The sequence below is a fragment of the Shewanella aestuarii genome, from assembly GCF_011765625.1.
In the GTDB taxonomy this organism is placed as follows: domain Bacteria; phylum Pseudomonadota; class Gammaproteobacteria; order Enterobacterales; family Shewanellaceae; genus Shewanella; species Shewanella aestuarii_A.
Genome location: NZ_CP050315.1, coordinates 22,395 through 43,995, shown reverse-complemented (window position 1 = coordinate 43,995; position 21,601 = coordinate 22,395). Strand labels below are relative to the sequence as shown.

The 21,601-nt window shown below is 41.3% G+C and carries 22 protein-coding genes; 4 read left to right on the top strand and 18 right to left on the bottom strand.

Going from position 1 to position 21,601, the window contains the following annotated elements; all coding sequences use genetic code 11:
* Positions 1 to 39 precede the first annotated feature (39 nt).
* The gene (locus HBH39_RS18805; RefSeq protein ID WP_167680356.1) at positions 40 to 942 is read left to right on the top strand and encodes a hypothetical protein; all 903 of its coding nucleotides are present in this window, start codon (positions 40 to 42) and stop codon (positions 940 to 942) included.
* 35 nt (positions 943 to 977) lie between these two features.
* Here HBH39_RS18805 and HBH39_RS18800 read toward each other — a convergent pair whose 3' ends face one another.
* The 15 genes from HBH39_RS18800 to HBH39_RS18730 all read right to left on the bottom strand — a co-directional run bounded on the left by HBH39_RS18800 (position 978) and on the right by HBH39_RS18730 (position 15,598).
* Positions 978 to 1,172, bottom strand: a complete 195-nt coding sequence (locus tag HBH39_RS18800) for a hypothetical protein (protein ID WP_167680355.1) — start codon at positions 1,170 to 1,172, stop codon at positions 978 to 980.
* A 36-nt stretch (positions 1,173 to 1,208) separates the two neighbouring features.
* A complete protein-coding gene (locus tag HBH39_RS18795) occupies positions 1,209 to 4,151 on the bottom strand; it encodes a hypothetical protein (RefSeq protein WP_167680354.1) in 2,943 nt (980 codons plus the stop codon).
* On the bottom strand, positions 4,148 to 4,330 hold the full coding sequence (locus HBH39_RS18790; protein ID WP_167680353.1) for a hypothetical protein: 183 nt from the start codon (positions 4,328 to 4,330) through the stop codon (positions 4,148 to 4,150). The genes HBH39_RS18795 and HBH39_RS18790 overlap by 4 nt, the downstream gene beginning before the upstream one ends.
* Positions 4,317 to 5,357 carry a hypothetical protein gene (locus tag HBH39_RS18785; protein ID WP_167680352.1) on the bottom strand — a complete coding sequence of 347 codons (1,041 nt, stop codon included), beginning with the start codon at positions 5,355 to 5,357 and terminating at the stop codon, positions 4,317 to 4,319. The genes HBH39_RS18790 and HBH39_RS18785 overlap by 14 nt, the downstream gene beginning before the upstream one ends.
* Positions 5,338 to 6,024 (bottom strand): hypothetical protein, encoded by a 687-nt coding sequence (locus tag HBH39_RS18780; RefSeq protein ID WP_167680351.1) that lies wholly within the window; start codon positions 6,022 to 6,024, stop codon positions 5,338 to 5,340. The genes HBH39_RS18785 and HBH39_RS18780 overlap by 20 nt, the downstream gene beginning before the upstream one ends.
* A 21-nt stretch (positions 6,025 to 6,045) precedes the next feature.
* Positions 6,046 to 6,441 carry a hypothetical protein gene (locus HBH39_RS18775; RefSeq protein WP_167680350.1) on the bottom strand — a complete coding sequence of 132 codons (396 nt, stop codon included), beginning with the start codon at positions 6,439 to 6,441 and terminating at the stop codon, positions 6,046 to 6,048.
* 11 nt (positions 6,442 to 6,452) lie between these two features.
* Complete coding sequence (locus HBH39_RS18770) at positions 6,453 to 7,019, bottom strand: hypothetical protein (protein WP_167680349.1); 567 nt, start codon at positions 7,017 to 7,019, stop codon at positions 6,453 to 6,455.
* Positions 7,020 to 7,037: 18 nt separating this feature from the next.
* Positions 7,038 to 7,919 carry a coiled-coil domain-containing protein 22 gene (locus HBH39_RS18765; RefSeq protein WP_167680348.1) on the bottom strand — a complete coding sequence of 294 codons (882 nt, stop codon included), beginning with the start codon at positions 7,917 to 7,919 and terminating at the stop codon, positions 7,038 to 7,040.
* Between the two features lie 91 nt (positions 7,920 to 8,010).
* Positions 8,011 to 9,273: a DotG/IcmE/VirB10 family protein gene (locus tag HBH39_RS18760; RefSeq protein ID WP_167680347.1), complete on the bottom strand. Its 1,263-nt coding sequence runs from the start codon at positions 9,271 to 9,273 to the stop codon at positions 8,011 to 8,013.
* A complete protein-coding gene (locus tag HBH39_RS18755) occupies positions 9,270 to 10,409 on the bottom strand; it encodes a DotH/IcmK family type IV secretion protein (protein WP_167680346.1) in 1,140 nt (379 codons plus the stop codon). The genes HBH39_RS18760 and HBH39_RS18755 overlap by 4 nt, the downstream gene beginning before the upstream one ends.
* Before the next feature lie 2 nt (positions 10,410 to 10,411).
* A complete protein-coding gene (locus tag HBH39_RS18750) occupies positions 10,412 to 11,107 on the bottom strand; it encodes a DotI/IcmL/TraM family protein (protein ID WP_167680345.1) in 696 nt (231 codons plus the stop codon).
* A gap of 227 nt (positions 11,108 to 11,334) precedes the next feature.
* Positions 11,335 to 12,219, bottom strand: coding sequence for a hypothetical protein (locus tag HBH39_RS18745; protein WP_167680344.1), 885 nt, complete (start codon positions 12,217 to 12,219; stop codon positions 11,335 to 11,337).
* Between the two features lie 2 nt (positions 12,220 to 12,221).
* Entirely contained in the window at positions 12,222 to 13,208 is a 987-nt protein-coding gene (locus HBH39_RS18740; protein WP_167680343.1) for a hypothetical protein, read from the bottom strand.
* Positions 13,209 to 13,336: 128 nt separating this feature from the next.
* Positions 13,337 to 15,022 carry a hypothetical protein gene (locus tag HBH39_RS18735; RefSeq protein ID WP_167680342.1) on the bottom strand — a complete coding sequence of 562 codons (1,686 nt, stop codon included), beginning with the start codon at positions 15,020 to 15,022 and terminating at the stop codon, positions 13,337 to 13,339.
* A gap of 9 nt (positions 15,023 to 15,031) precedes the next feature.
* Positions 15,032 to 15,598, bottom strand: coding sequence for a hypothetical protein (locus HBH39_RS18730; RefSeq protein ID WP_167680341.1), 567 nt, complete (start codon positions 15,596 to 15,598; stop codon positions 15,032 to 15,034).
* 101 nt (positions 15,599 to 15,699) lie between these two features.
* Between HBH39_RS18730 and HBH39_RS18725 the strand changes: the two genes are divergently transcribed.
* The 3 genes from HBH39_RS18725 to HBH39_RS18715 all read left to right on the top strand — a co-directional run bounded on the left by HBH39_RS18725 (position 15,700) and on the right by HBH39_RS18715 (position 19,063).
* The gene (locus HBH39_RS18725; RefSeq protein WP_167680340.1) at positions 15,700 to 16,437 is read left to right on the top strand and encodes a hypothetical protein; all 738 of its coding nucleotides are present in this window, start codon (positions 15,700 to 15,702) and stop codon (positions 16,435 to 16,437) included.
* Positions 16,438 to 16,449: 12 nt separating this feature from the next.
* Positions 16,450 to 18,405: a VWA-like domain-containing protein gene (locus tag HBH39_RS18720; protein ID WP_167680339.1), complete on the top strand. Its 1,956-nt coding sequence runs from the start codon at positions 16,450 to 16,452 to the stop codon at positions 18,403 to 18,405.
* Positions 18,406 to 18,739: 334 nt separating this feature from the next.
* Complete coding sequence (locus HBH39_RS18715) at positions 18,740 to 19,063, top strand: hypothetical protein (RefSeq protein ID WP_167680338.1); 324 nt, start codon at positions 18,740 to 18,742, stop codon at positions 19,061 to 19,063.
* A 53-nt stretch (positions 19,064 to 19,116) separates the two neighbouring features.
* Here the strand turns inward: HBH39_RS18715 and HBH39_RS18710 are convergent, their stop codons facing one another.
* From HBH39_RS18710 to HBH39_RS18700, 3 genes are read right to left on the bottom strand one after another with little or no spacing between them, the layout of a single operon-like run.
* The gene (locus tag HBH39_RS18710) at positions 19,117 to 20,334 is read right to left on the bottom strand and encodes a hypothetical protein (RefSeq protein ID WP_167680337.1); all 1,218 of its coding nucleotides are present in this window, start codon (positions 20,332 to 20,334) and stop codon (positions 19,117 to 19,119) included.
* The gene (locus HBH39_RS18705; protein ID WP_167680336.1) at positions 20,321 to 20,809 is read right to left on the bottom strand and encodes a hypothetical protein; all 489 of its coding nucleotides are present in this window, start codon (positions 20,807 to 20,809) and stop codon (positions 20,321 to 20,323) included. The genes HBH39_RS18710 and HBH39_RS18705 overlap by 14 nt, the downstream gene beginning before the upstream one ends.
* 54 nt (positions 20,810 to 20,863) lie before the next feature.
* Positions 20,864 to 21,598 (bottom strand): hypothetical protein, encoded by a 735-nt coding sequence (locus HBH39_RS18700; protein WP_167680335.1) that lies wholly within the window; start codon positions 21,596 to 21,598, stop codon positions 20,864 to 20,866.
* Positions 21,599 to 21,601: the final 3 nt, after the last annotated feature.

Sequence of the window (21,601 nt, the reverse complement as noted above, 5' to 3'; positions counted from 1 at the left end):
TTAATATAAATTTTTGCATGTTGCAATATTGATATCACTATGAACTATATTGATGAATTGTTAGCTGGATGTAATGACAAGAGTATTCACAGCGACAGGGTTATTCGCTGGGCAAACAGATACTTATCGCTTAGTAACGATAGGTCTATCTATGCCTTTTGTGACTGGTTTATCGCTGAGATCTTGCCGAAAGTCACGGTGAAATCAGCAAATAATTACAAACGAAGCTTATTACTTCACATTACTGACCAAAATTTAATCAATTATATTCATGTAAACGCATCTGATATCGCACACAAACAGAAAGATAAATCCAAGAAAAAGTCGAAAAGCATTTGTTGGGACCAGTTTTTAGCCGTTGAAGAAGAGCTCACCCATGCTCAAAATTCACATTTTTTCATTAGCGATTGGCTACGCAGCTCTATTCTCACAGGGCTTCGGCCAAAGGAATGGTGCGACGCTGGCATTTTCCATGATTTAAAGGGCAGGTTAGTTCTCAAGACACGAAACACAATCAAGGCTGCTACAACGCATGATGGAGAAGAATACGAATTAGCTTCTCATCGTATCATTCCGCTTATGAATTATGATGTGGCCGATATTGAGTGCATCAAACGCCATCTTGCTTATATCAAAATATCGTTGCTAGAGGGTACTTACGAGCAGTGCTACAAAATCGCAAGACAACGACTTTATTACGTGAGCAAGAAATTATTTCCAAATGAGCCACCTATCAATCTTTACACAGGCCGACATCAATTCTCTGCTAATTTAAAAAAATCAGGTGTATCTAGTGAGTCTATTGCACTGCTTATGGGGCATAACGACATTACAACAGCGAGGCACGCTTATGGTGCTAAACGCCACGGTGAAATGGATGTGATTGACATTGAGAGCACTGAAGAAACGATTAAATTGTTTCAAGAATTATTTGCTGATTGATGTCAAACCGCTCGATTGAACGGCACTTTTCACTTTCACATTCCTTGAAAAGCCACTTGTATTCCTGACGATATCATTGCTGTGAGTGCGACCCCAACAATCGTAGACGACCATAGGGTGAAAAACGCTCTCCACTTCTCTTTATTGCTCCAATTCACCGCTGCATATACGGCAGCGAAGAAGAACCCAAATTCTGCACCGGCGATAACGCCACCTGCTATAGCGCTCATGATAATTTCCATCGGATCTATCCTCTTAAAGTTACTTTAAGTCAAAAATGGGATACCCCTTCTTGCTGCAACCTCTAATATTTCGTCGATCACATCTTTAACGATATCCTTGCTCACCGTGTTTTCATCGCTTCTTCTGCGTTGGATTTCACTTTCTGCTGTACCGCCGTTATAGAGTTCACCCAACAGTGACAGGCCACGATTTGACCCTATTTTGGCATTAATCTCATCTTTAATGATTAAATCATCAGGGTTACTACTATTTGCCCAAAGCATTTGTGGGCCAACAGGAAACTTAAGCACTTGACTGAATTGCCCTTCATTTGTTTTATAAACATACAATAAAGAACTGCCGCCCTTTTTGGGACCATGAACCGTATTATCCGTTAGCACCGTAAAATCAGAATGACTTAAACTAAACTGGTCTTTTAATGCTTTCACGGCTTCAATCGAGTTACCACCTAAGAAAAAGTAGCTGGTCGCTTGTCTGATCATCGTCGGCGTGAAGTCACCCGCTTCTTGTGACGCCAAGGCGCTATTAATCCCCCACTTGCCGCCTTCACGCATATAACGCTCAACATTCACTACCGTTTGTCTTAAGCCGCTACATTGGTGAAATTCATCCATGAAAAGTCGGCATGGCGATGAACGTATTTCTTTAACGACTTGCTTGTAGTGATCCAAATATTTTGCATCAACCGCTTTTAAACAATCTGGATTCATAAAGAAATCGCCGCTCCCCAAATACAGCGCCAGCATAAACATGATGCCATTTTGTCTTGGGCCAATGATTTCATCTTTGGTGATCACGTTCTGCAAATCGATACTTCTTAATCGTGCAGCTCTAAAGTTCAACGTGGAATGACTTGTAAAAATCGGGTATTTCTTCGCAGATTCTGTCATGCGCAACACGAATTCTTTTTTGGGAGAGCTTGGATCGTTGCTATCTCCATACATGCGAAGCAATGACCCTGATTGATTTGCCACGGTAACAAAGTCATTCAGCACTGGCGACGAGAGCACACAACACTCTTGCGCCAATTTCCATTCGTTTGCATCACCTAGCGCTTTTTCAATCTCTACCCATTTCGTATCTTCATACAATTTAAAGTCATTTTCAGCAATCCATTGGTCAACCTCTGGTAAAATGCCTGCGTTGTATGCTGTCGCGCCCTCACTGGCTTTATATTGATAAACTTCTTCGATCAATGCATCGACATAACCTTCCATATTTTCGTGCATTTCGCCTCGTGAGTTTTGAGATAGCAGCAACAGAAATCCAGCAACGAAAGCTCGTTGGTGCATAAATAACGTATCCAGACACGGATTTTTCTCAAAAGGATTGATGTAATCATCGCCTTCTAAACTCAAAACGTATGTAATGACCTTATGCTTTTCGCTGTCAGGCAATCTATCTCTGATCATCTTGTGAATACCAATTGACGATGGTCCCACATCGATGGTTGCCGCAAGTGGCAATATCTTGTTGCCAGGGGAGAGTGTTAATGCAGCTAATATTGAATTGCTCAGTACCGACTTACCTTGTCTTGAACGCGCTATATACAATTCTATTGAGGGTTTCATGATCGGGCTGATCGGCGTCCATGGGAAGCATACACCTTGTAGCGTTCTGAACAGTAAAAAGCCCTTATCCCAGATATTTGCGGTTCGGTCTATCGGCATGAATTTAATGCATTCGCTGATTGGCACATAGGTTTGCGTTGCACTGGTCTTCGCTTTGCCTGCAATCACTGTGTCTGTATAGAGCTCCATTTCGTCACTCTTGTCTTCCAATGTTTGAGACACGCCCCAACCTTGAATGGCTTGGTCTAATCGGGAGTAGTTATACATTAACGTTTCAGGCTCTTTTGCCCATGTTGTGAATGAAACGGCAAAACGCACAAAAGGGTCTGTTTCACTCATTTGCTCTAAATTATGCATTTCTGCTTGTACACGCGAATTATCTGAGCTGAGAAATGAAGTGAATGCCAGCAAATTCTGTCTTAATGACCAATCAAAACCTTTTCCTGACATGATTTTAAATGAAATGCGAAATGGTAGGTTCGAATCAATACTCTCAACTAAAGATCGAAACGGTTTCACGGTTATCGGAAACGTTTCTATCATCCCGCTTTTGTAAAGCATCTGTCCAATCTGCAATTGTCCTGCGTTCTTATACTCAAAGGGTTTACTCGCAATCTGTTCATTTAATTTTGTCCAAAAAAGCTCACTTCCGTCATTATTGGGCTCGCCGTTCTTGGGCGCTTTGATATGCCGCAACTCACCAATCAACTGAGCCTTCCATAAAGGCGATGCTTCTTTATCGTATTGCACCTTAATCACGTTACAGGCATCTTCTGAGTTTAGTGTCTTAGCAAGGATTTTTGCTCTGCCAAGATTGTACATAAATTCTTCAACAATACTTTTGTGTTTCACTATCAGCTCGTTGATAGCAACAAACACATTGGGTACGTCCGATAAAAATAACTCGATATCCGCAGCCTTTGTCGCATTTTCATTTAGCCGCTTTTTGAGCAGCTGCGGTTCGATTAAGCGGAAATCTGACCAAATCGCAATGTGCGACGATTCAAAACACACCCAGTCTCGATTGACCTTGATGTTTTCTTGATAGATGTCCATCAAGTCCAGCCCGATGGCCTTCATCGCATCGACAGACGGCCTTGTATGACGAATTAACTCTCTTTGCGTCTGATTATCATCTTTTTCATAGACCCACTGAACCGTGACACCATCAGATTTGAAAATAGTTTGGAACGCTGACAACAAGTTATTTGCTGCGTTTTTCCACTCTTTTTCACCGGGTATAGCTTGTAGTCCATTGATTTTAAATACGGTGACCAGCGCACCCGTATCTGTCACCAATATATTTGCCTCGGTGTTGTGGCAAAGATCTAAATAATTAAAGGCATGCTCGTTTCTAAATGAGCTGGCAAATTTAAATAATTTATCAATAATCATGACTGTATTCCCTCTAATTCTTCGATTTTCTTCGCCAAGGCAATCGTTATGACGTTTTCATGGTTAGCACTTTCATTTCGACTATCCATTAATTCGACCATCAGCTTTAATTCCGTGTCTTGCATCTCTCGCAATGTCAGTTCGTCTTTTATTAACGCGATCACTTCATCTGGCAACATATAATCCGACCTCATATGCCCGTTGACTCAGTAGTTCCATCTCACCCTTTTTAACTGAGCAATTTATTTCAAATGGACCTATCGAGCTGATTTTGATCCCTGCATTTCTGAGTTTTTCAGCCCTTATCGTGGTCATCGTTCTCATCATGTCATGATAAAAAACGGATGATGCGCACCTGCGTACTGCTAATGCCCGACAAAACATGCGATTGATAATGCCTGTGCTCATCCACCCAATCATTGACTTCATTTCTAATTTGGCAGGTAAATAGTCTTGCTGTTCATGAGCGCTTTTCTGATACTCATAAAGCTCTAAAATTCTGATTTCACTCTTCACCAACTCGGCCATGGTCAACAAAAGCGACTTCGGCACTATCGCTTGCATGTTGCGATTAAACTGGAAATAAACGTTCAAGTGGTCGAGGCGTTCCGTTAGTTGCACTTTTGCATAATAGTATTTGGTTGGATCGGTGTAATAACCTGCAATTTCGTTATCAAAGCTTCGAAAACTCGGCAATGAGTTGATGTCTTGCTTTTTAAATCGTCCTGCATCGAATTCAATCTCTGACAACAAATGAGATACCTCCGCATTGGTGAATCTCAACGTTTTACTGATTGCGCCCTTGCACTCATCACTAAAGTAATTTTTTGAATACTTTGTGATACTTAATTTCGGCTCAATTTCTTCGTGCTTGTCATTGGCGCTACACTGACTAGCAGTTAATTTTTGATGCGCATTTAAAATAACTTTAAATAGATAAGACATATCTGTGAGATCTGTTAAATCAAGAGACTTGCCGGTTAACTCGTAATAGAGCGTACAGATATCATCATCGAAAAAGTCAGTTGATAAGACTTCGCTATCTTCTAATCGTGATTGCAATAAGATGGCATCGACCGCAGATAGGTTAGTGAACAGTATTGATTCTTTGATATTCGCTACTGTTTGCCCCCTTGATATTGATTCTGAATCAATCAACCAAAAGGGCTTGGTGTGGTCTGATTCATCAAAGAGTGCAAGTTTCATTGGCAAAAGTTTCAATTTGCTTTTTGATTAACGGCCAATTTTGGGTTGAATTGATTTTTGCAATGTAATCCCACTGATTTCCAGCATGTCTTTGCAAATAAGTCATGTTTGGCCAATATCTCAACTTAGCGAAATACGATGCTCTTTTGTCATACAGATCGTCATCCATCTCGCATAAGCTATTGGCAAGACTCTCTAGACTATACCCCTGAATATTAAGGTATATTGGCGTTTCGTGGCATCGACTATCGAAATAAGTTGTTAAACAAACAAAGCCGTTCATGAGTTCAGAATACTCATCACTGGTGACTTCGCTATTGGGTAGCGAGAAATAAATTCTTGCTAACGCATTAATGTCTTTTTGCTGCAATTCTGGGCAATACATCACCTGCCCAGCTGAAGCGTATGCTGCATATCCCAGCCGTGACGATTGAAAGCAAATCTCACATGCACTGGCTATTTTATTCGCCTGTACATCTTGATCATAAACGCCACTGACTGAGACAAAGCGCAACATACCTTTCGCTCGTTCTTGCCACCCACAAAATAGGCATTTACCCTTGTCGCGTTTGTGAGCCTTGGCAACTTCTTTTGGGTTTAACAATAATTGTCCTCGGTCTAATGGGATATTACGAGCAACCGACAATTTAGAACGTAGTAACTTCATAATATCCCCCTTGACTGCGGCTTACAGGCCATATTTAGACTTGTCTACTGAGTCGGCAGTACCGTCCACACCAAGTAGTGTGTCACCGAACAAGTAAGCTGAGGCGCCAAGGTACATTAAACCGCCTGCTGCGACAGCACACAGAATAATTGAGAACCAAACACCTTTGTTTTGACCGTTTGGTTCCCCTGCTCCTTTGAACAAGAAGAATGCCATCGCTGCAAACCCCAGTCCGATTAGGAATGAGCCACTAATCAAAGCTTGTGCGCCCACTTCAAATAGACCCATAAGATTTTTTAACACCTTTTGTACGCCTTTCACTTCTTCTGCGTGAGCCATATTCGGTGCCAAGATGAGTGCAAAAAATGTATAGTATTTAATGCGAGCGTTGCTGAGTAACTTAGTTAATTTGTTCATGATATTGTTTCCTATGCCAAAATTTCTGCTATACCATCGAGGAATGGTACAAGTTCTGCGACCAGTTTTGTTGTTGCTTCAATTCTCATGAAGGCTACTCCGGCAAGGGCAAAAAATACTGCCTTCTTCTTTGTATCCTCTTTTTCATGCTGAGAACCAATTTTCAAAACACAGTTAATTGAGTTTCCGATACCAATTAGTCCAAAAAACTTAATCACTGTTTTTAAAAACAATTTAATCACTTCTTCATGACTGCCTCCTGGATTAACAGTGTCATCAACTCTCCAAGATAAAGGGTCGTTAGTTCCTAAACTGATTACCCCTGAAAAAACGGTTTCATCTAACGCATTGATCCAACCTGCGATGTAAATGGCCATTGCCGATCCGACTGCGCATGCTATCGTTGCTGTTACTGACGGTGGCTGTCTTGTTTGCATTTGCCCCATACTGGACATCTGCTTTATGTTTATGAAAACCAGCGCCGCAAACGCGATACCTACAACAAAAAAGAATGATATGTACACTGCACCTGCAGCATGAACCGTTTGTATCCAGCCCACTACGACTTCGGTTCCCATATCTTTTCGCTCCCTTAGTTAAAGGCATCTGCCTTTGATTGGCGTGTATCGCTCGCCAGAATCAAATGTGATGCAACCCGTAATGGCTATGTCTGATATCGCTCCAAAACCATTTAACTCTGTGCCTTTTTGGATCTTTAGTTCTTTACCACTTTCTATCTCGCGTATCAGCGCCTTGCCTGCTACAACACTAATGACTTCGTATTGTTTACGCTTTGAGATGTCTAATTTGTTGTTCTGCTCTTCTTTAAACGCTTTTAATTCCTGCGTCACTTTTGCTAAGCCTGCTCTAAATTCACTTTGTATGGCATTGAGCTTTTTGGACTGATCTACAAATTTGTTGTTGCCGTTACTTAATAGCTCGTCATAGCTCGTTTTAATCTCTACTACCTGCGCGACAATCTCACGATTGGACTCTTGAAGGTTTTTGATGGTGACCGCAATAGACTCAAACGCCTCATTCGCAGATGCTCTTGTACTTTTTAGCTCATTGCGTAAATCTACAATTTCTTGCTCAAGCTCTAAGATAACTTCAGCTTTAACGGGTGCTGCAACGGTTTCATTTACTTCTGTTGCTTGGAACCCACCGCTTTTCTTAGCAGCTGGTGTTGATGGCGTTGATGGCATTTGAAGAAATAACAACAGCGCAAATAGCACTACGACACCGATCACCACATATAACGCCAACTGGTTCTTAGTCAGCTTTTTCTTGCCTGTCTTGCCGCTGTTATGTTCTGCTGCCACTTCTTGCGCAGCCTCTTTTTTTTGCGGCATCACCATATCAACGTCTATTTCGTCAACATCATCCAAACCTGATTGCTGATCATTGATAACGAATTCAATGTCGTCTGTGTAATCATCATGATTGGGGTAATTACCCGCTTCTATGTTTGCGCTCACTTTAACCCACTTATCTGGTATATGTTACGTACATTCAAATATAAAACAAAAAACCAACAATTTGAACAAATATTTTAAATTTTTTTTACTTTTATTGGGTGTAGGTGCGAATATTCTGGGTAAACCAAGGCGCTTCAGCATCCGATGTGAGCATAATGCCAACAACGGGCATTTCTATAGGATCTACAATAACTGTGGGCGGTATATTGAATTCTTGTGCGGCAATCTCGGCTGTCATATCACCAACGCCTTTTGCCACGCCCATGACGATATCCAGTGGATCACGCTCATTGACTTTGATGACTTGGCCGTTTTCTGTAATTACTTCATCAGTAAGTGTTAAGTACATTTCGCCAGCGCCTTTTAAGGCTCCGCTAAATACCAGTGCTGACCAGCGATAAAGTGTATGATAATCGGTATCGGTTGTTAAACCGGTTTCCATTCGACCATCGGGTGAGACAACCACACCTTCAAACGGCGTTGTGATGCCATTTTTGGATATCGTTTTAGTTGTAATAACAATAACGCCATCTATTCGTTGAAATTCGCCCATCACAATTGCGGATTCAAGCTCACCTTCTAACAGCGTTAACCTGACAAATTTCGAACTGTTATCTGTGTTTATGTAGTTGTCGATTTTCGCTGTCACAACATCACCTGTTGTCAGCTTGTTTAATACCGCTGTCGGTGCTGCACTCGTTTGGCCATTGGCCACTGATATGATTTGGCCATCTGGCCCGATAACGCCCGTTTCCGTTCCACTGGCAGTTTCTATCGGTTTATAGTGTCTCACTAACGATCCAGACGCTTTAGGTGTTTGCACTATTGATACAATGCTTGCGTAGGCATTTATCCGGCTCTCAATTGCTTCGATACGCTCCTGCTCTCTCAATATTTGCTCATCGGATTTTTTATTTCTTGATTTGTCTTCAGTCGGAAATACCCTTTCACCGGGCTGAACGACAGGTGCTGGTTTCACTTCTTCTTTTTGGGGTTGTGGTTTATTTATTGAAAAATCTAAGGGCTCACCTGATGCTTGCTCTAATACCTTAAAATTCGGCAGGTAAGTGTCACCTGATTCTTTCGTGTTTTCTGCTATTGACGCTTCTTGTTCCACTAAATACTGCGCTTGCTCATAATCGATTTCGGCTTCATCGGTACTCACCTCCGTCGCGTCAGGGTTTTTTGAAATGGATACTGTAGAGTTAATTCCCATCTCGCTTTCATCTGTAAGCATGCTGTACATGTAAAATGCGGATATCCCAACCACAACAGCTGACAATTTATAGACTTTTTTCGCTTTGACGGGCAGAGTCATCCACGCCTTTTTGATGCCTTGAAAAAATTGCTTCATGATTTGGAATCCATAGTCGAGTAGTTATGTACCAGTTCGGCAGGCAGCGCGACTTGCACCATGCCGTCTTCAGTCACAACCACCATTTCATAGTCAATATTTCTTACCGCATAAACCTTCCATCCATTTGGACCATATGTGATCCGCTCATAGTCTTCAGCCAATTCATGCCTCGTTTTTACAATGAAAAATCCGTTGTGGTACCAAACGCTAGCAATTTGCGGCAATGACACTGGGATCACATTTGCTTTCGCCGGTGGATTAGTAAAAAACTGATCTAGCTCGTCAATGTTGATGTCGAGTATTGAATTAGTCGATGACGTAATTGCGGTGCCATTGGCAGAGTTTGTTAATTCATATTCCGTATTTGGTCCGATTTTCGGAATTTTATAGGTGATTTTAAAATCTGTTGTGCCGTGAATAGTGTTCACTAGGATGAACATCAATGGATCATCAAGACCTAGCAATTTCACTGTATAATTTGTTGTTTCGTATTTTGCTTTGGCATTCAAAACAATAGTATGAGTAATCGGCTTATCCCCTTGCGAATCAATTTCTTCGTAAGCGCTATTACCTGGTAATGACCACTCTATTGGCCATGGCTTGCCGAGCGTATCTAAGAAACTAATCACTGTATTGAATCCTTCGCGTGTGCGAATTGTTGGCGGCTGACCTCCGGGACTCAGATTCATAACAACGACATCTTGAGAGGGCGTTAATGGTGTTACTTGTGAGCTTTTTGCTTCTAACAACATTTCAGACATCAATTTTACTTGTCTAATTTGTTCTGGCGTCATGCCTGCAAACAATCCCATAATCGCCTCTTCATGGATACCGTCTTGACTTTCTTTGAACTCGGCTTTTGGGAAATTACCACTATTAACAATATTTTGATTAGTTTGTACTGGTGCCGATGATGGGGCGACTTGAACAGATTGTACTGCGGGTGTGGGTTGCGTGATTTGGTTTGGGATCACAGCATTATCGACTATTCCATGTGCTGCTGGTATGGGTTCCACAATCACCTCAGTCGGTAACACGATGTCAGCTGTTGGGCTTGATGATGTTGTTTCTGCCATGGCCACAGTAGTCAACAGTAGCATTACAATCGGCAATCGCGTTATGGTCATGATCATGTCTAACCCCTTGGCTCCATGTTCCAAACGTGAATAGCCATACCCTTGTCATATTCGGTGTTATCCACTCTTAACGCAGTAATAATGACCGTCCATCGTCTTGCTGCTGACACCTTCTTCGGGTATTTCTGGGAAATTAATACAGGCACTTCTATCAAATAAGCCTTCTTACCATCGATTTCGCCTTCTTTTTTGATTAACGCAACCCCATCAACTTGTGTGATGTTAGCGCCATTATCTTTAGCAATATCTTCTAATACACCAATTCGATTTAATTGCTCTTTGAATTTCACAATGCCTTCTTTAGTAAAGCAGCGTTGTAGAGAGCGAGTTAATTCTTCTTTGTAAGTCGCAAACATAAACGTGTAACTAGAACGTACACAATCTGCAGCCCAATCGCCTATACCTGCTCTTGATAACGTTGGCTCACTTAATGGGATTACTTCTGTTAAACGCCCCGCAGGATCGACGGTGAAATATTTTGCTACAGCATCGGGACGGGTGACTTGATAAGCAATAATGGCAAACGCAACCATCAGCACAGCACTTAAGATGATGATGAGTTTCTTCTGAAAATTGATCATATCTTGTAGCTTATTGAACATGATCAACTTCAATGCGATTTGAGAATTTTGACTTGCAAACTTAATGGAAGCTTTTTGGCCTTTTGCCACAGAAGATTTATTTTCGTTTTCCATAGGTCCACCATTCATATCAATATACGTAACTTATACATCATAAGTGAATTAGGTTCAACAAAAAATAACAAAAAGACAACATCTATCCGATCAGCTTACGCATGGGACAATTTGATTTAATTACGGTAAATCAATAGATTAAAATAATATTCGTGACTGAATATTTTTTTGAGATGAGAAATCTGGTGTAAATGGATACACCTTTTGAGATCACGAAGTTAATTCGCTTAAGGTTGGGGTATTTTGGCGTTGCTATTTTGAGATTGTTGGAGCAGGTTTTCGACAGTTTTTGGCATATTAAATTGATTGTGGAGCATCGGGTGATGCGCATCCGCAATCGCGGTTGACTCTTCTTTGGTGACCCTTTTGCGGTTTACCAAATCATATTCAAACGTTCTCGCAATATAACCGATCAGACTCATATCAGGGATTGACTCTATGCGTGGCTTAACACTTGTGGCGCTTTCATATTGTGCGTGATACTTGAAAACCTCTTGTATCCATTCATGGCCCTCTTTGAGCGTGTCTTCAGAAATCAACTTAGCTCTTCGCGATAAACGCGCCGAAAATTCTTTTTGTGACTCTCTATTTAATTCGTTTAGCGCAAAATCTACCGCAGCATCAATGTAATCAATATCATTGGTTTTAATGTGACCTAGCATGCTCCACGATAATGCGTTTATATAGCAATCTCGCTGACTTTGAATGCTCTCTTCCAGTGTATAGTTTGGAAAGCTATTCTGAAATCGGTGGTGTGAATACATTTCTTGAGTCGAATGTAGATAAGTCCCATTATACGTATTGTCCAAATACTTTTTAGTATAGATAGGCTCTATGCGAAGTATAGCTGTATGTTCATCAAGATGCGGCCTCACAGGGTTTGCACTTGCTATTGCTCGTCCTACGTTTTTTACGCACCCCCCCAGATAATTCGCAACAAATGACGCTTGCCCAGCGATCCTTTGGTTATGCTTATAAACTCGCTCATTAATGTAGTTGAGCTTGTTGCTTAAATTTCGGTTTTCCCTCAGCGCAACACTCTGGTTGCTCAGATTGATCAGATTATGCGTAATTCGATTGGTATCTACTATTCCAATTGGTAGTTTTGCCATAGCTAAATTCTCACCGTCAAATTCAATAAATTTTGTGCGATGGTTTTGTTATCGTCCACTTTGAGAATATCTGGCAAACAATCGACAGCCGCAGGCTGACCGTCTAATGGGCGAGTAATGACATCGAGTAAATCCAATCCCGTCAGCGTTTCGCGGTTTGCCATATCGATAATTCGCTCTGGAAATGCCATAAAAGCAAATGGCAGGGTTTGTGATCCTTCCAACTTCTTCATCGGATCAACAGCGCGACAATAGGCAGACAGATCCTCGATTCTTTTAAAATTGATATCGAAACCAGTCTTGATTGCGAATTTTTGCGACAAATAGAAATCATCTGGTACATCACCAAAAGATTTTATATTGGCACCTTCCCTTTTAATCGCTAGTGAACGTGATTTAGCCAATACAAAATAATTAAAATTTGTGATCTCATTTTTTATCTCATCGACTAAACCTTTGCACGTTGCAAATGCATTATCTGACAAATGTGGTCTGATCTTGAGCATGTTTGCGCTTAACAAAGCAAAATCACGCCTGTCTTTCGTTGCTTTGATGTGAGTTTGAACCTCAGCAAACAACTGAGCGTTATGCTGATGAAGCCAATCGGGAAAAATTCGGGGTTGATCTGCCAGAAATGCAATATTTGGCATATAACGCCCAGCGAGCTCTAGCGTGAACGTATAATCGTAACAGTTTCGATTGAGGTATTCTGCGTGAGACTGCTTAGTTGCTTCGCTCTGAAAATCGTAAATGAAGCGCTGTAATAAGTCCTTTGCAATGGGATGAACCCAGCGAGATCCCGTTCTGTCTATGCAGTCACTTTGCAATTTTTTTAAGTCACTGCGTCTTTTCTCGATATCTCCTAGTGCATGGTCTACATGCGATATTTGTTCGGCAATTGCTGCATTATTGTTTTGAATGCCCGATAAATTTCTGTTGGCTGCTTGGGTTGACAGCAATTGACTATAACCCCTGAAAAACTGATACATACAGCCTCCCTCCACAAACAGATAACAACAAAAATAGGACATGATAAGTACATTAAAGCATAAAAACCTAAAACCTTAAAGTAACTTTAATTGAAAAAAAATACCGGCTTTCACCGGTATGATTCAATTTAGTACATAGTGAGCGCTGGTGGCTCTAAACCTGCGTCGGAATCCTCTTGAGGTGCCTTGGGCTTCTTCGGCTTCGATGCAGGTTGATTTTTCAGTAATTCAGCCACATCAGATGACTCAAGTTGCGACTGTATGCTTGCGATTTTGGAGTCTGCGGTTTCATAATTGGCAACGTTAGTCACCACATCACTTCCACACACCTTCCAGATTGGCTTGTCACCGAGTTTTGCATGCGTTTCAGGGTGAGTTGCAAATGATTTAATTAACTCTAACGCTAAATTCGGATTCAATTTCGGGGCATTAGTCACTTTTGAGAATTCCGCGACATCTTCACTGTTATGCAACGTACTTAACTTATTAGAAAATGCCACAAAACTCGAACCAATTTTGTCTGGGCGATTTAACTTTAAAATGTTATTCACTAACGCAGCGGTGTAGTTATCCATTGCTGATTTAGATTGTGCTATCCAATCGCTAGGATGTTTTTCTACATTCTTTGATATTTCTAAAGCAGCAAATTCACCTAAAGTACGGTTTAGCTGAGAAAAGAACAGCTCACTTTCATTGCCAACCTTGTTCGCGTGCTCTTTGATTAATGCCTTTTGCACCGTGTTTAACTCTTCACCACTGATCAGCTTTTTGGCAATTGGCATCACACTATTCGTGATGGTCAAATAATAACCCTTTAGCTTGCTAGCTGCGTCCATTCCAACAAGCGACTGCGCTCTAAGCATGATTTCAGCCATATCGAAATGCACATTCGACTTAGTGCCTACTGTGTCTAACATTTTTTCGTACTGTGCAAAGGCTACCCGTGAATAACCCAAAAACTTTGACCAAGTTCTTGGTGTAGCAAATGGCTCGCCATTTTTGCTTTTGGTGATCGTGGAAAACAGCTCTGGGTTTTGTTCAAAAAACTCACCTAAATATGCGTCACCTCGTTGATGTGGCGCACCTTTAGCTGTCATCGCTCTTTTGCACCAATCTTCAGCCGTATCAAACACCATCCAATTTTGGCGGCGTGAAGCGTTTGCTGATGAGGTGCTTGAAATGTTGGTACCATCAAGTTTGCCGAGGTTGCCCGTAGAGCCTACAAACGTATTGTCACCGATGCTGATGTTTTGAAAGCCTTTACGCTCCATCAGTGATAAACACATATTTTGTATACCTGGTAGGGCGTTTGGCATATCGTCTAACAATAGCATTGAGCCACCAGCATGCTTTAGATTGTCAAATGCCAACGGTGGTGCAGATAGCGTGTATTTTTCACCTTCTACATCGACAACCACAGGCACACCACTCACCACTGTTTTTGATGTTTCGCCACTCAGCTCAAGCGTGACAATGATGAAATCATTTTCAGTAGCCTTAAAATCACCAACAGGATTAGGAACGAAATTAAGCCCCAACTGCTTTGCAGCCCATTCACCTGCAATCATGAATGAAGTTGTTTTTCCCACACCAGGCCGACCCGCAGCATGATGAGGTTCGACTTTATACGAAAAGAATGGCTTGTTAAATTCTTTCATATAAACATCTTCAATCAACTCGTTTCGCTTTTTTTGCTCTGGTGTTGATGGGTTTTCTGTGTAGAAATTGGCAAGCATATCTTGCTTAAGCATTGAGATCAGTTGCTTTGTGCTTACAGACGGTATCGCCAATTCATTATTGTCATCTAATTTCATACCGCCCCCTTACTGCTCATTGATAGTCATAGTTAACGAACGCAATTTTTGCGCATACTCGTTTTCATTAACTTTATCTTTGCGACTCTCTTGTAAAACAATAGTGACGCCTTCGACATGGACGCCGTTGACCATTTTCAGTTCTACTAATGTCGCTAGCGCGTTATAAGTTAACGCATCGATTTGATTGAAATTGGTGATTTCAAGGACTGTGCGATGAGATGCCGAGATGCTGGCTAATGCCATGCAGGTAGCATTATAGTCACCAGCATTTAGTCTCAAATGCAGGATGGTTTTTGGTCCAACATCGGCAGGGTTTGTTACGATTTGATACCCCGTCATATTTGAGACAACAGTTAGCGTTGTCTCAGCCATTTCGAAGTTACTGTCATCGTTATAGACGAGTGTTAGCGGTGTCGATTTTCCTTTAAAAAATGGCACACCCTTTACTTGCTCGTAAGCATTTGCGAATGGACATGTTAAATGGTCCTCTTGCGAAAACTCTGTGAACATGTCTGAAATTAACATCTGCTTCGGCAAGTGGCCTAATAGCATTCCGTCTGTAGATTGATTCATATTGCACCTCTGCGAGATTGAGCTTCATTAACATTTGTTTTCTGAGCGTGAGAACATTATACTAATCTATAACATGATAAGTAGATTTACAAGGAATCAAGATGTCTAAATTGAGAGCTTCCGAATTTATGAGTGAGATGCGTGCTCATGGTTTGAATGATGATATCGCTATTTCTACCATTATCGATTCTGAGCAAGAACCGTGGAAAAGGGTTGAACTGCTCGCGTATATGATTTCTCAATCTACAACTGACCAAGAGGCTCAGTTTTATCTCAACAGTTGTTCAAATATGATTTCATCTCTTAGGGACGAGTTGGTTTATTCGCGACAAGTTAGAAAATCAGAACTGCCACCGAGACTAGACGTTTGGTTAATGTCTTCTACTTTAAAGTTAGCTTCTACTCTAGATTGCTTGTTCGACCCTGATTTCATCCCTGATATAAAACAGAATCTGGTTGATTCATTGTATAACCCATTAGCAAAACGTTCTGAGTACATTGACCAACAATTGATTAGCTTTTTATTAGACAATCATGTTTACCGCAACAATGAAGACATTCACAAAGCTTATATCGAATTTATTGCTGCGATAACATCTGAACCCGAGCTGGACACTAATATAGCCATCTTAGATAAGTTTATTCTTGCCTGCCCCGACGTCAGCTCTATCGAAATTTTTGGCAAAACCTCAATTGATCTTTTTAACAAAGTCGGTCACGAGAGAACAGCTAGCACATTGTTTTCAAGAATGGTTGATGCCGCAACGCAAACCATTGCAGTCGATTTAGAAGATTGCGACATCCCAGAATTTGCGCCTACGCTAAACAATAGTCTATAAGGAATTAGCCCAATGAGCACTCAAAATACGCTAAATTCTCAACCAAAATTACAAGGCGTTTTGAATAAATATCGAAACGTTTTAACGTCTAGTGATCAGTACGGCCTTCCTTCTTACGGGCTGCTATCGCTGATTGCCGAAAAAACCCCAATGTTCATCTATGATCACCCCTCGGTTACTGCGACTTGCTCTACTGCATTTGCCTGTCAAGCTGGCATCTTTATTCATGCTGATACGTTTATTAATTTGTTAGCCGCTGATGCTGAAGCAAAAACGCAGGGCAAAAAGAGTGATGGCGTCCTATTCATGTTGACGCATGAACTTGATCATATTTGTCGTGATCATTTCACTCGTTGTACGCAATACAACGCTCAAATAGCAAATATTGCACAAGATATCCGAATTAACATGGATAAAATTCGAGATTTGAATCTCGAACCCGGCACTTATTTGCGAAACGTTCTCGGCGGTTGGGGTCTTACTGATGAAGAAGTGCAAAAGTTCGGGCATTTTCCCGAAGAGCTAATTTGTGCAATGCTCACAGACGAAGCTAATCAGCAAAACGCGAACAAGAAAAAACAACAAGGGCAACAGCAACAAGGGCAACAGCAACAAGGGCAACAGCAACAAGGGCAACAGCAACAAGGGCAACAGCAGCAAGGCCAACAGCAGCAAGGGCAACAGCAGCAAGGGCAACAGCAGCAAGGGCAACAGCAGCAAGGTCAACAGCAGCAAGGCCAACAGCAGCAAGGTCAACAGCAGCAAGGCCAACAGCAGCAAGGTCAACAGCAGCAAGGTCAACAGCAGCAAGGCCAACAGCAGCAAGGCCAACAGCAGCAAGGCCAACAACAAGGCCAACAGCAGCAAGGCCAACAACAAGGCCAACAACAAGGCCAAGGTCAAGGTCAAGGCCAAGGTCAAGGTCAAGGCCAACAAAGTCAAAGTGTCAACAACCCAAAGATCCCAGATACGGAACAATATCGTAATCTTGGTAATTTTGTTCGGGAACCTAACCCTGCCCTTAATCACACAATGCAAGTTGAGAACTTCATCGAAACGTTAAAAGAGCATGGCTTGGATGGCGTTTTGGATAAGCTTGGCATTAACAAAGATGCTACGGCTGATCAATTACAGGAAATTAAAGACCGTTTTCAAGATCAAATTATGGAATCATTTCAGCGTATTCAGGAAATCAGAGCAAACAACCCATTTGCAGACAAAATGGCTGGCCAGCACATTGAAGAGGCTGTCGGATACGCATTGGGTGAGTTAAAGAAACCAAAGCTAAAAATCGAATCTGTTATTAGAGACATCATCGTAGGCGAGGGTGAAGAATGGCAAATGGATGCTGATATGCCTACCGATCTTTTCTACCAAGACCCTGCATCCATGGGAGTTGAGTATGCGGTTTACGAAGAAAGCATGCAACCCCGCGAAGTTGAAACACTTCCAACTATTGTTATCGTGGATACCTCTGGCAGTCTTTATTCAGATAAAGATACGATGGTTGACTTTTTCTCAATTGCCGTCGGTATGGTCGAGGAAGACGATACAGCAAAAGTATGGGTTTATGCAGCAGACACAGCTGTTAGAGGTAAGCCATTTTTACTGACAAAAGACTCATTAGATGATTGCGTTAATAACCTTGATGTCTGCGGTAATGGTGGCACCGAATTCACTGGCCCAATTAATACCGCTATTTCGCACTGCATAGAAAACTCAAATGGACTTAAACCAGGCGGCATTATTTACTTAACCGATTTAGAGGCGAGTCCACCTAAAGAAAGTAGCCTGCATGATGATTTACCACCGGTTGTATTTGTTTGCAGAGAACGCGACTTTAACCCATCCTTTCAAAAGAGTGTGAGTAGTTATGCTGAAGTGCATGCGATCAATTCCACCAAGGAACTTGACCTACAAGATTTGTATGAGGCAAATCAAGACAAACGTGCTCAATTGACTCTGTAGAGGCGCATATGGTTTATTTGATTAAGGATTTTCAGACCCGTGTTGCTTGTGATTCGAAAGAAGAACTTAAAGTTACTTTAACCGGTCAATTTCGTGGCCAGCATATCACGCTGGTCACATTCTTAGAATCCGGTATAAATCGCACTCACTTTATCTCTGTATTGCCCAGTGGCACTATTATTGACACCTATACCCACGAGCCATTTAGCCTTTGATCTCAAGCCCAAACCTTTGGGCTTTCAACATGTCAAATACTCACCTTTCGATTGTCTATTTTTGTCACTATGCGACAATCAATTTGGAGCAGTTTTATTGAAAATGAAGGGCGCGGCTTGTGGATTTTTTGGATGTTTTAATTGAGATTTGGTACCAATTTTTGCTTGTCTTTGCTATCTATGGTTTTTTGCTGTCTAGTTACTTTCCGATAACCAATAAACCGTTAAGCGGTATGTCATTCTTGCCTTTTTTGCCAGCCACTTTCATTGGAGTTATTGGCGCGTATGTGGCCAGTGAATATGGCTACTTCTATTATCGGACGACGGTTGGCATTGCATCTATCTTCGTCATTGCTGGACCGATCTATTTTTACTTTCATCGATTGCATAGATTGCGCGTTGCGAAGGAATTGGAGGAAAAATATGGCAAACAATCCAAATAAAAATAGGGTTGGCTTCCCTTCCCCCCTACGCAGAAATCAATGCGACACATGCACTAAATAATGGGCGCTTGTTTAATTTGGCCAGTTTCTTTATCCGACTTGCTAGTCAACGATTTCTTCTTGTTAAACTGAGCTCTAGCCAAATACAAATCGATATATTTTTCCATTCTCGCAGTGTGCATCATTAAACATTTATGCCCCGTTTGCTGCTCATAATGTAGATTTAACTCGATTGCATAGGTTTCTATTGCAGACTCTGGCGCACCTTCATCAAATAAAGATACGAATTGGACCCTATCTTCTAATGCGATAAATCCAAACATAGCAGCAGCAAATACACCCGAATCTTTTCGTACTTGGGCAAACATTGCTCTGAGCAACGTTGTATTATGGGCGTGATTCGCCATAATCTTTTTGATTCTGTCCTGCTTTATAGCATATGCGTTTATCTTGTTAGCCTTAGCCATGACATCTTTTAAACTGTATTCGTCGTTATAGTAAAACGACATATCGCCTAACAGTTCTTCGGCTTGAGCTTTAGATTCTTTCACACCTGATGTTTTTTGTGTCTTAATATCGATACAGCACAAAACAAGCGAAAATGCAGCAAACAAGACTTTTTCAAAATCTCTCAGCCCTTCTAGCCCTGTGTTTTCTGGGCCTAACTGTTTCTGGTAGAGATCTTGTAAAGCGACACGATTAAATGCGTAGTTGTCACCGTCGAAGGCTAATACACCATTTTTAGTCAAATAATCTATCGGCTTATCTCTTACCCTGAAGTTTGACTTCGTAGCGTCATAACCACTGACTTCAAGCGGATTATGCTTGATTAAGTAGCGTTGGGTTCTCCACTTGGCGCTTGTGAATTTTAATAAACTTTCAAGGTTGTGACGGGTTTTGTATTTCTCGCTATTCGCTAACGCTAACTTTGCGCCTAACCCAATCAGGATAAAATTAAACACTAGACCATAACGAAACGTTGCTTTGTCAGTGTTATTCATCCCTTCCCAATAAAAATCACCTATCGGTATTTCATTTAGCTTTTCATTGATGAAGTGCGCGTTTTCTAACATTTCCTTACTGACGATTACGCCTTTAACATCAATATGGCTAATGCCTAATATCAGGTAAAATTCGAGTTTCTTTGTTAGATACCATGGGAGTTGGTATGTTTCTGGTACAAAATATACTAACGCTACAGCACCGGCTATTAAGATGACAAATATGGCCAGTGTGTCCTTGGCGTCCTTTTCATAATCATTTTGATCCATTACTTCCCCTTAATATGGTATTTAGCCACATTTTTGGATTAGAAAAATAAACTGGGAATGGCACCGAGCTTTCAGGGCGTCTTAGTATTGTTGACCGCCAAAGCGAACTAATAACTTGGGACACCATCGCAATCGTGATAAAAAGCAGGACGATATAATACACAAACCCAAAATCTGTATTTATCAGCTGGACAAAAGGCGTCGATACTTTTTCGAAAATGGTTGTTTTAGTAAAGAAAAATAGCGAAACTGATACCACGTATACGATAAAATAAAGAAGCGCTAAGGCTATCTGTAAATGTGCTGATTCTATCCGTTCGACTTCTGGGACTTTCAACAATTCCCTCACCATGATTTTGTGTTTTCTGCCAATCACCGTTTCATCTAAATCACCTACCTGAATTCGCTTTGCGTCAGCGGCCTTTTTAATGGCGTTTTGTGCATCATAAAACGGATTTGATGCACCAGGGGTCATGTTGAACATCGATGGTCGAATGACCCAAGCGCCTACTTTCTTGATAACCCCATCTTAGCCTCCTACTTTTTGAGCAAACTGTGCCACAACACTGTCTACCATTTTCATGACATTTTTAACGGCTGTTTCTTGCATCTGCCGCATATTTTCAGTCATCGTGTCAATGGATTTTCCTATTTGCTCTAACATTTCGACTGGTGCAGAGGGATTTTTTGCACAGATAGCTGATGCATCCTGCATAATATCCATTATGGCTTTGTTCGTTGCTTCATATTGTTCCGTTAATTCTTTAAATGAGCCTGGGCCATCAACTTTGAAAGCTTCTAGTGCCTTTTCTGGGGTATCTATCCCATGCTCTTTCATGTGCTCTTCAAGTCTGTTCTTTGCAAAATCGTTCATTGCTTGTAACTGCTTCGCTTGTTCAACCATATCTAACACTTTTTGTTCATCTTCATAATTTTGTCGTAATTTTTGCGTCTTAAATTGTGGACCGACACTATTCATTAATGCATTGATTAACTCGGCCACCAGCGGTGATTTTATCTCAGTTTTATTTTCTCTCTTTGCAAGGATTTCCTCGTTATGAGCACGTTCATCGCGTGCTTCTTCATCCTCTGGTGCCGCTCGCTGAGTGCGCCAATCGAAATCTTTTCGATATTGTGGTTCGAAGAGACTAGCAGTATCTGGAATAGCTTTAAGCATCTGATTTTTCAAATCGTCTAATAACTTCGCTTCATTGTCATTCTCGACGAATGTTTGGGTAATATCTTGTTGGATAGTTGCAGTCATGGT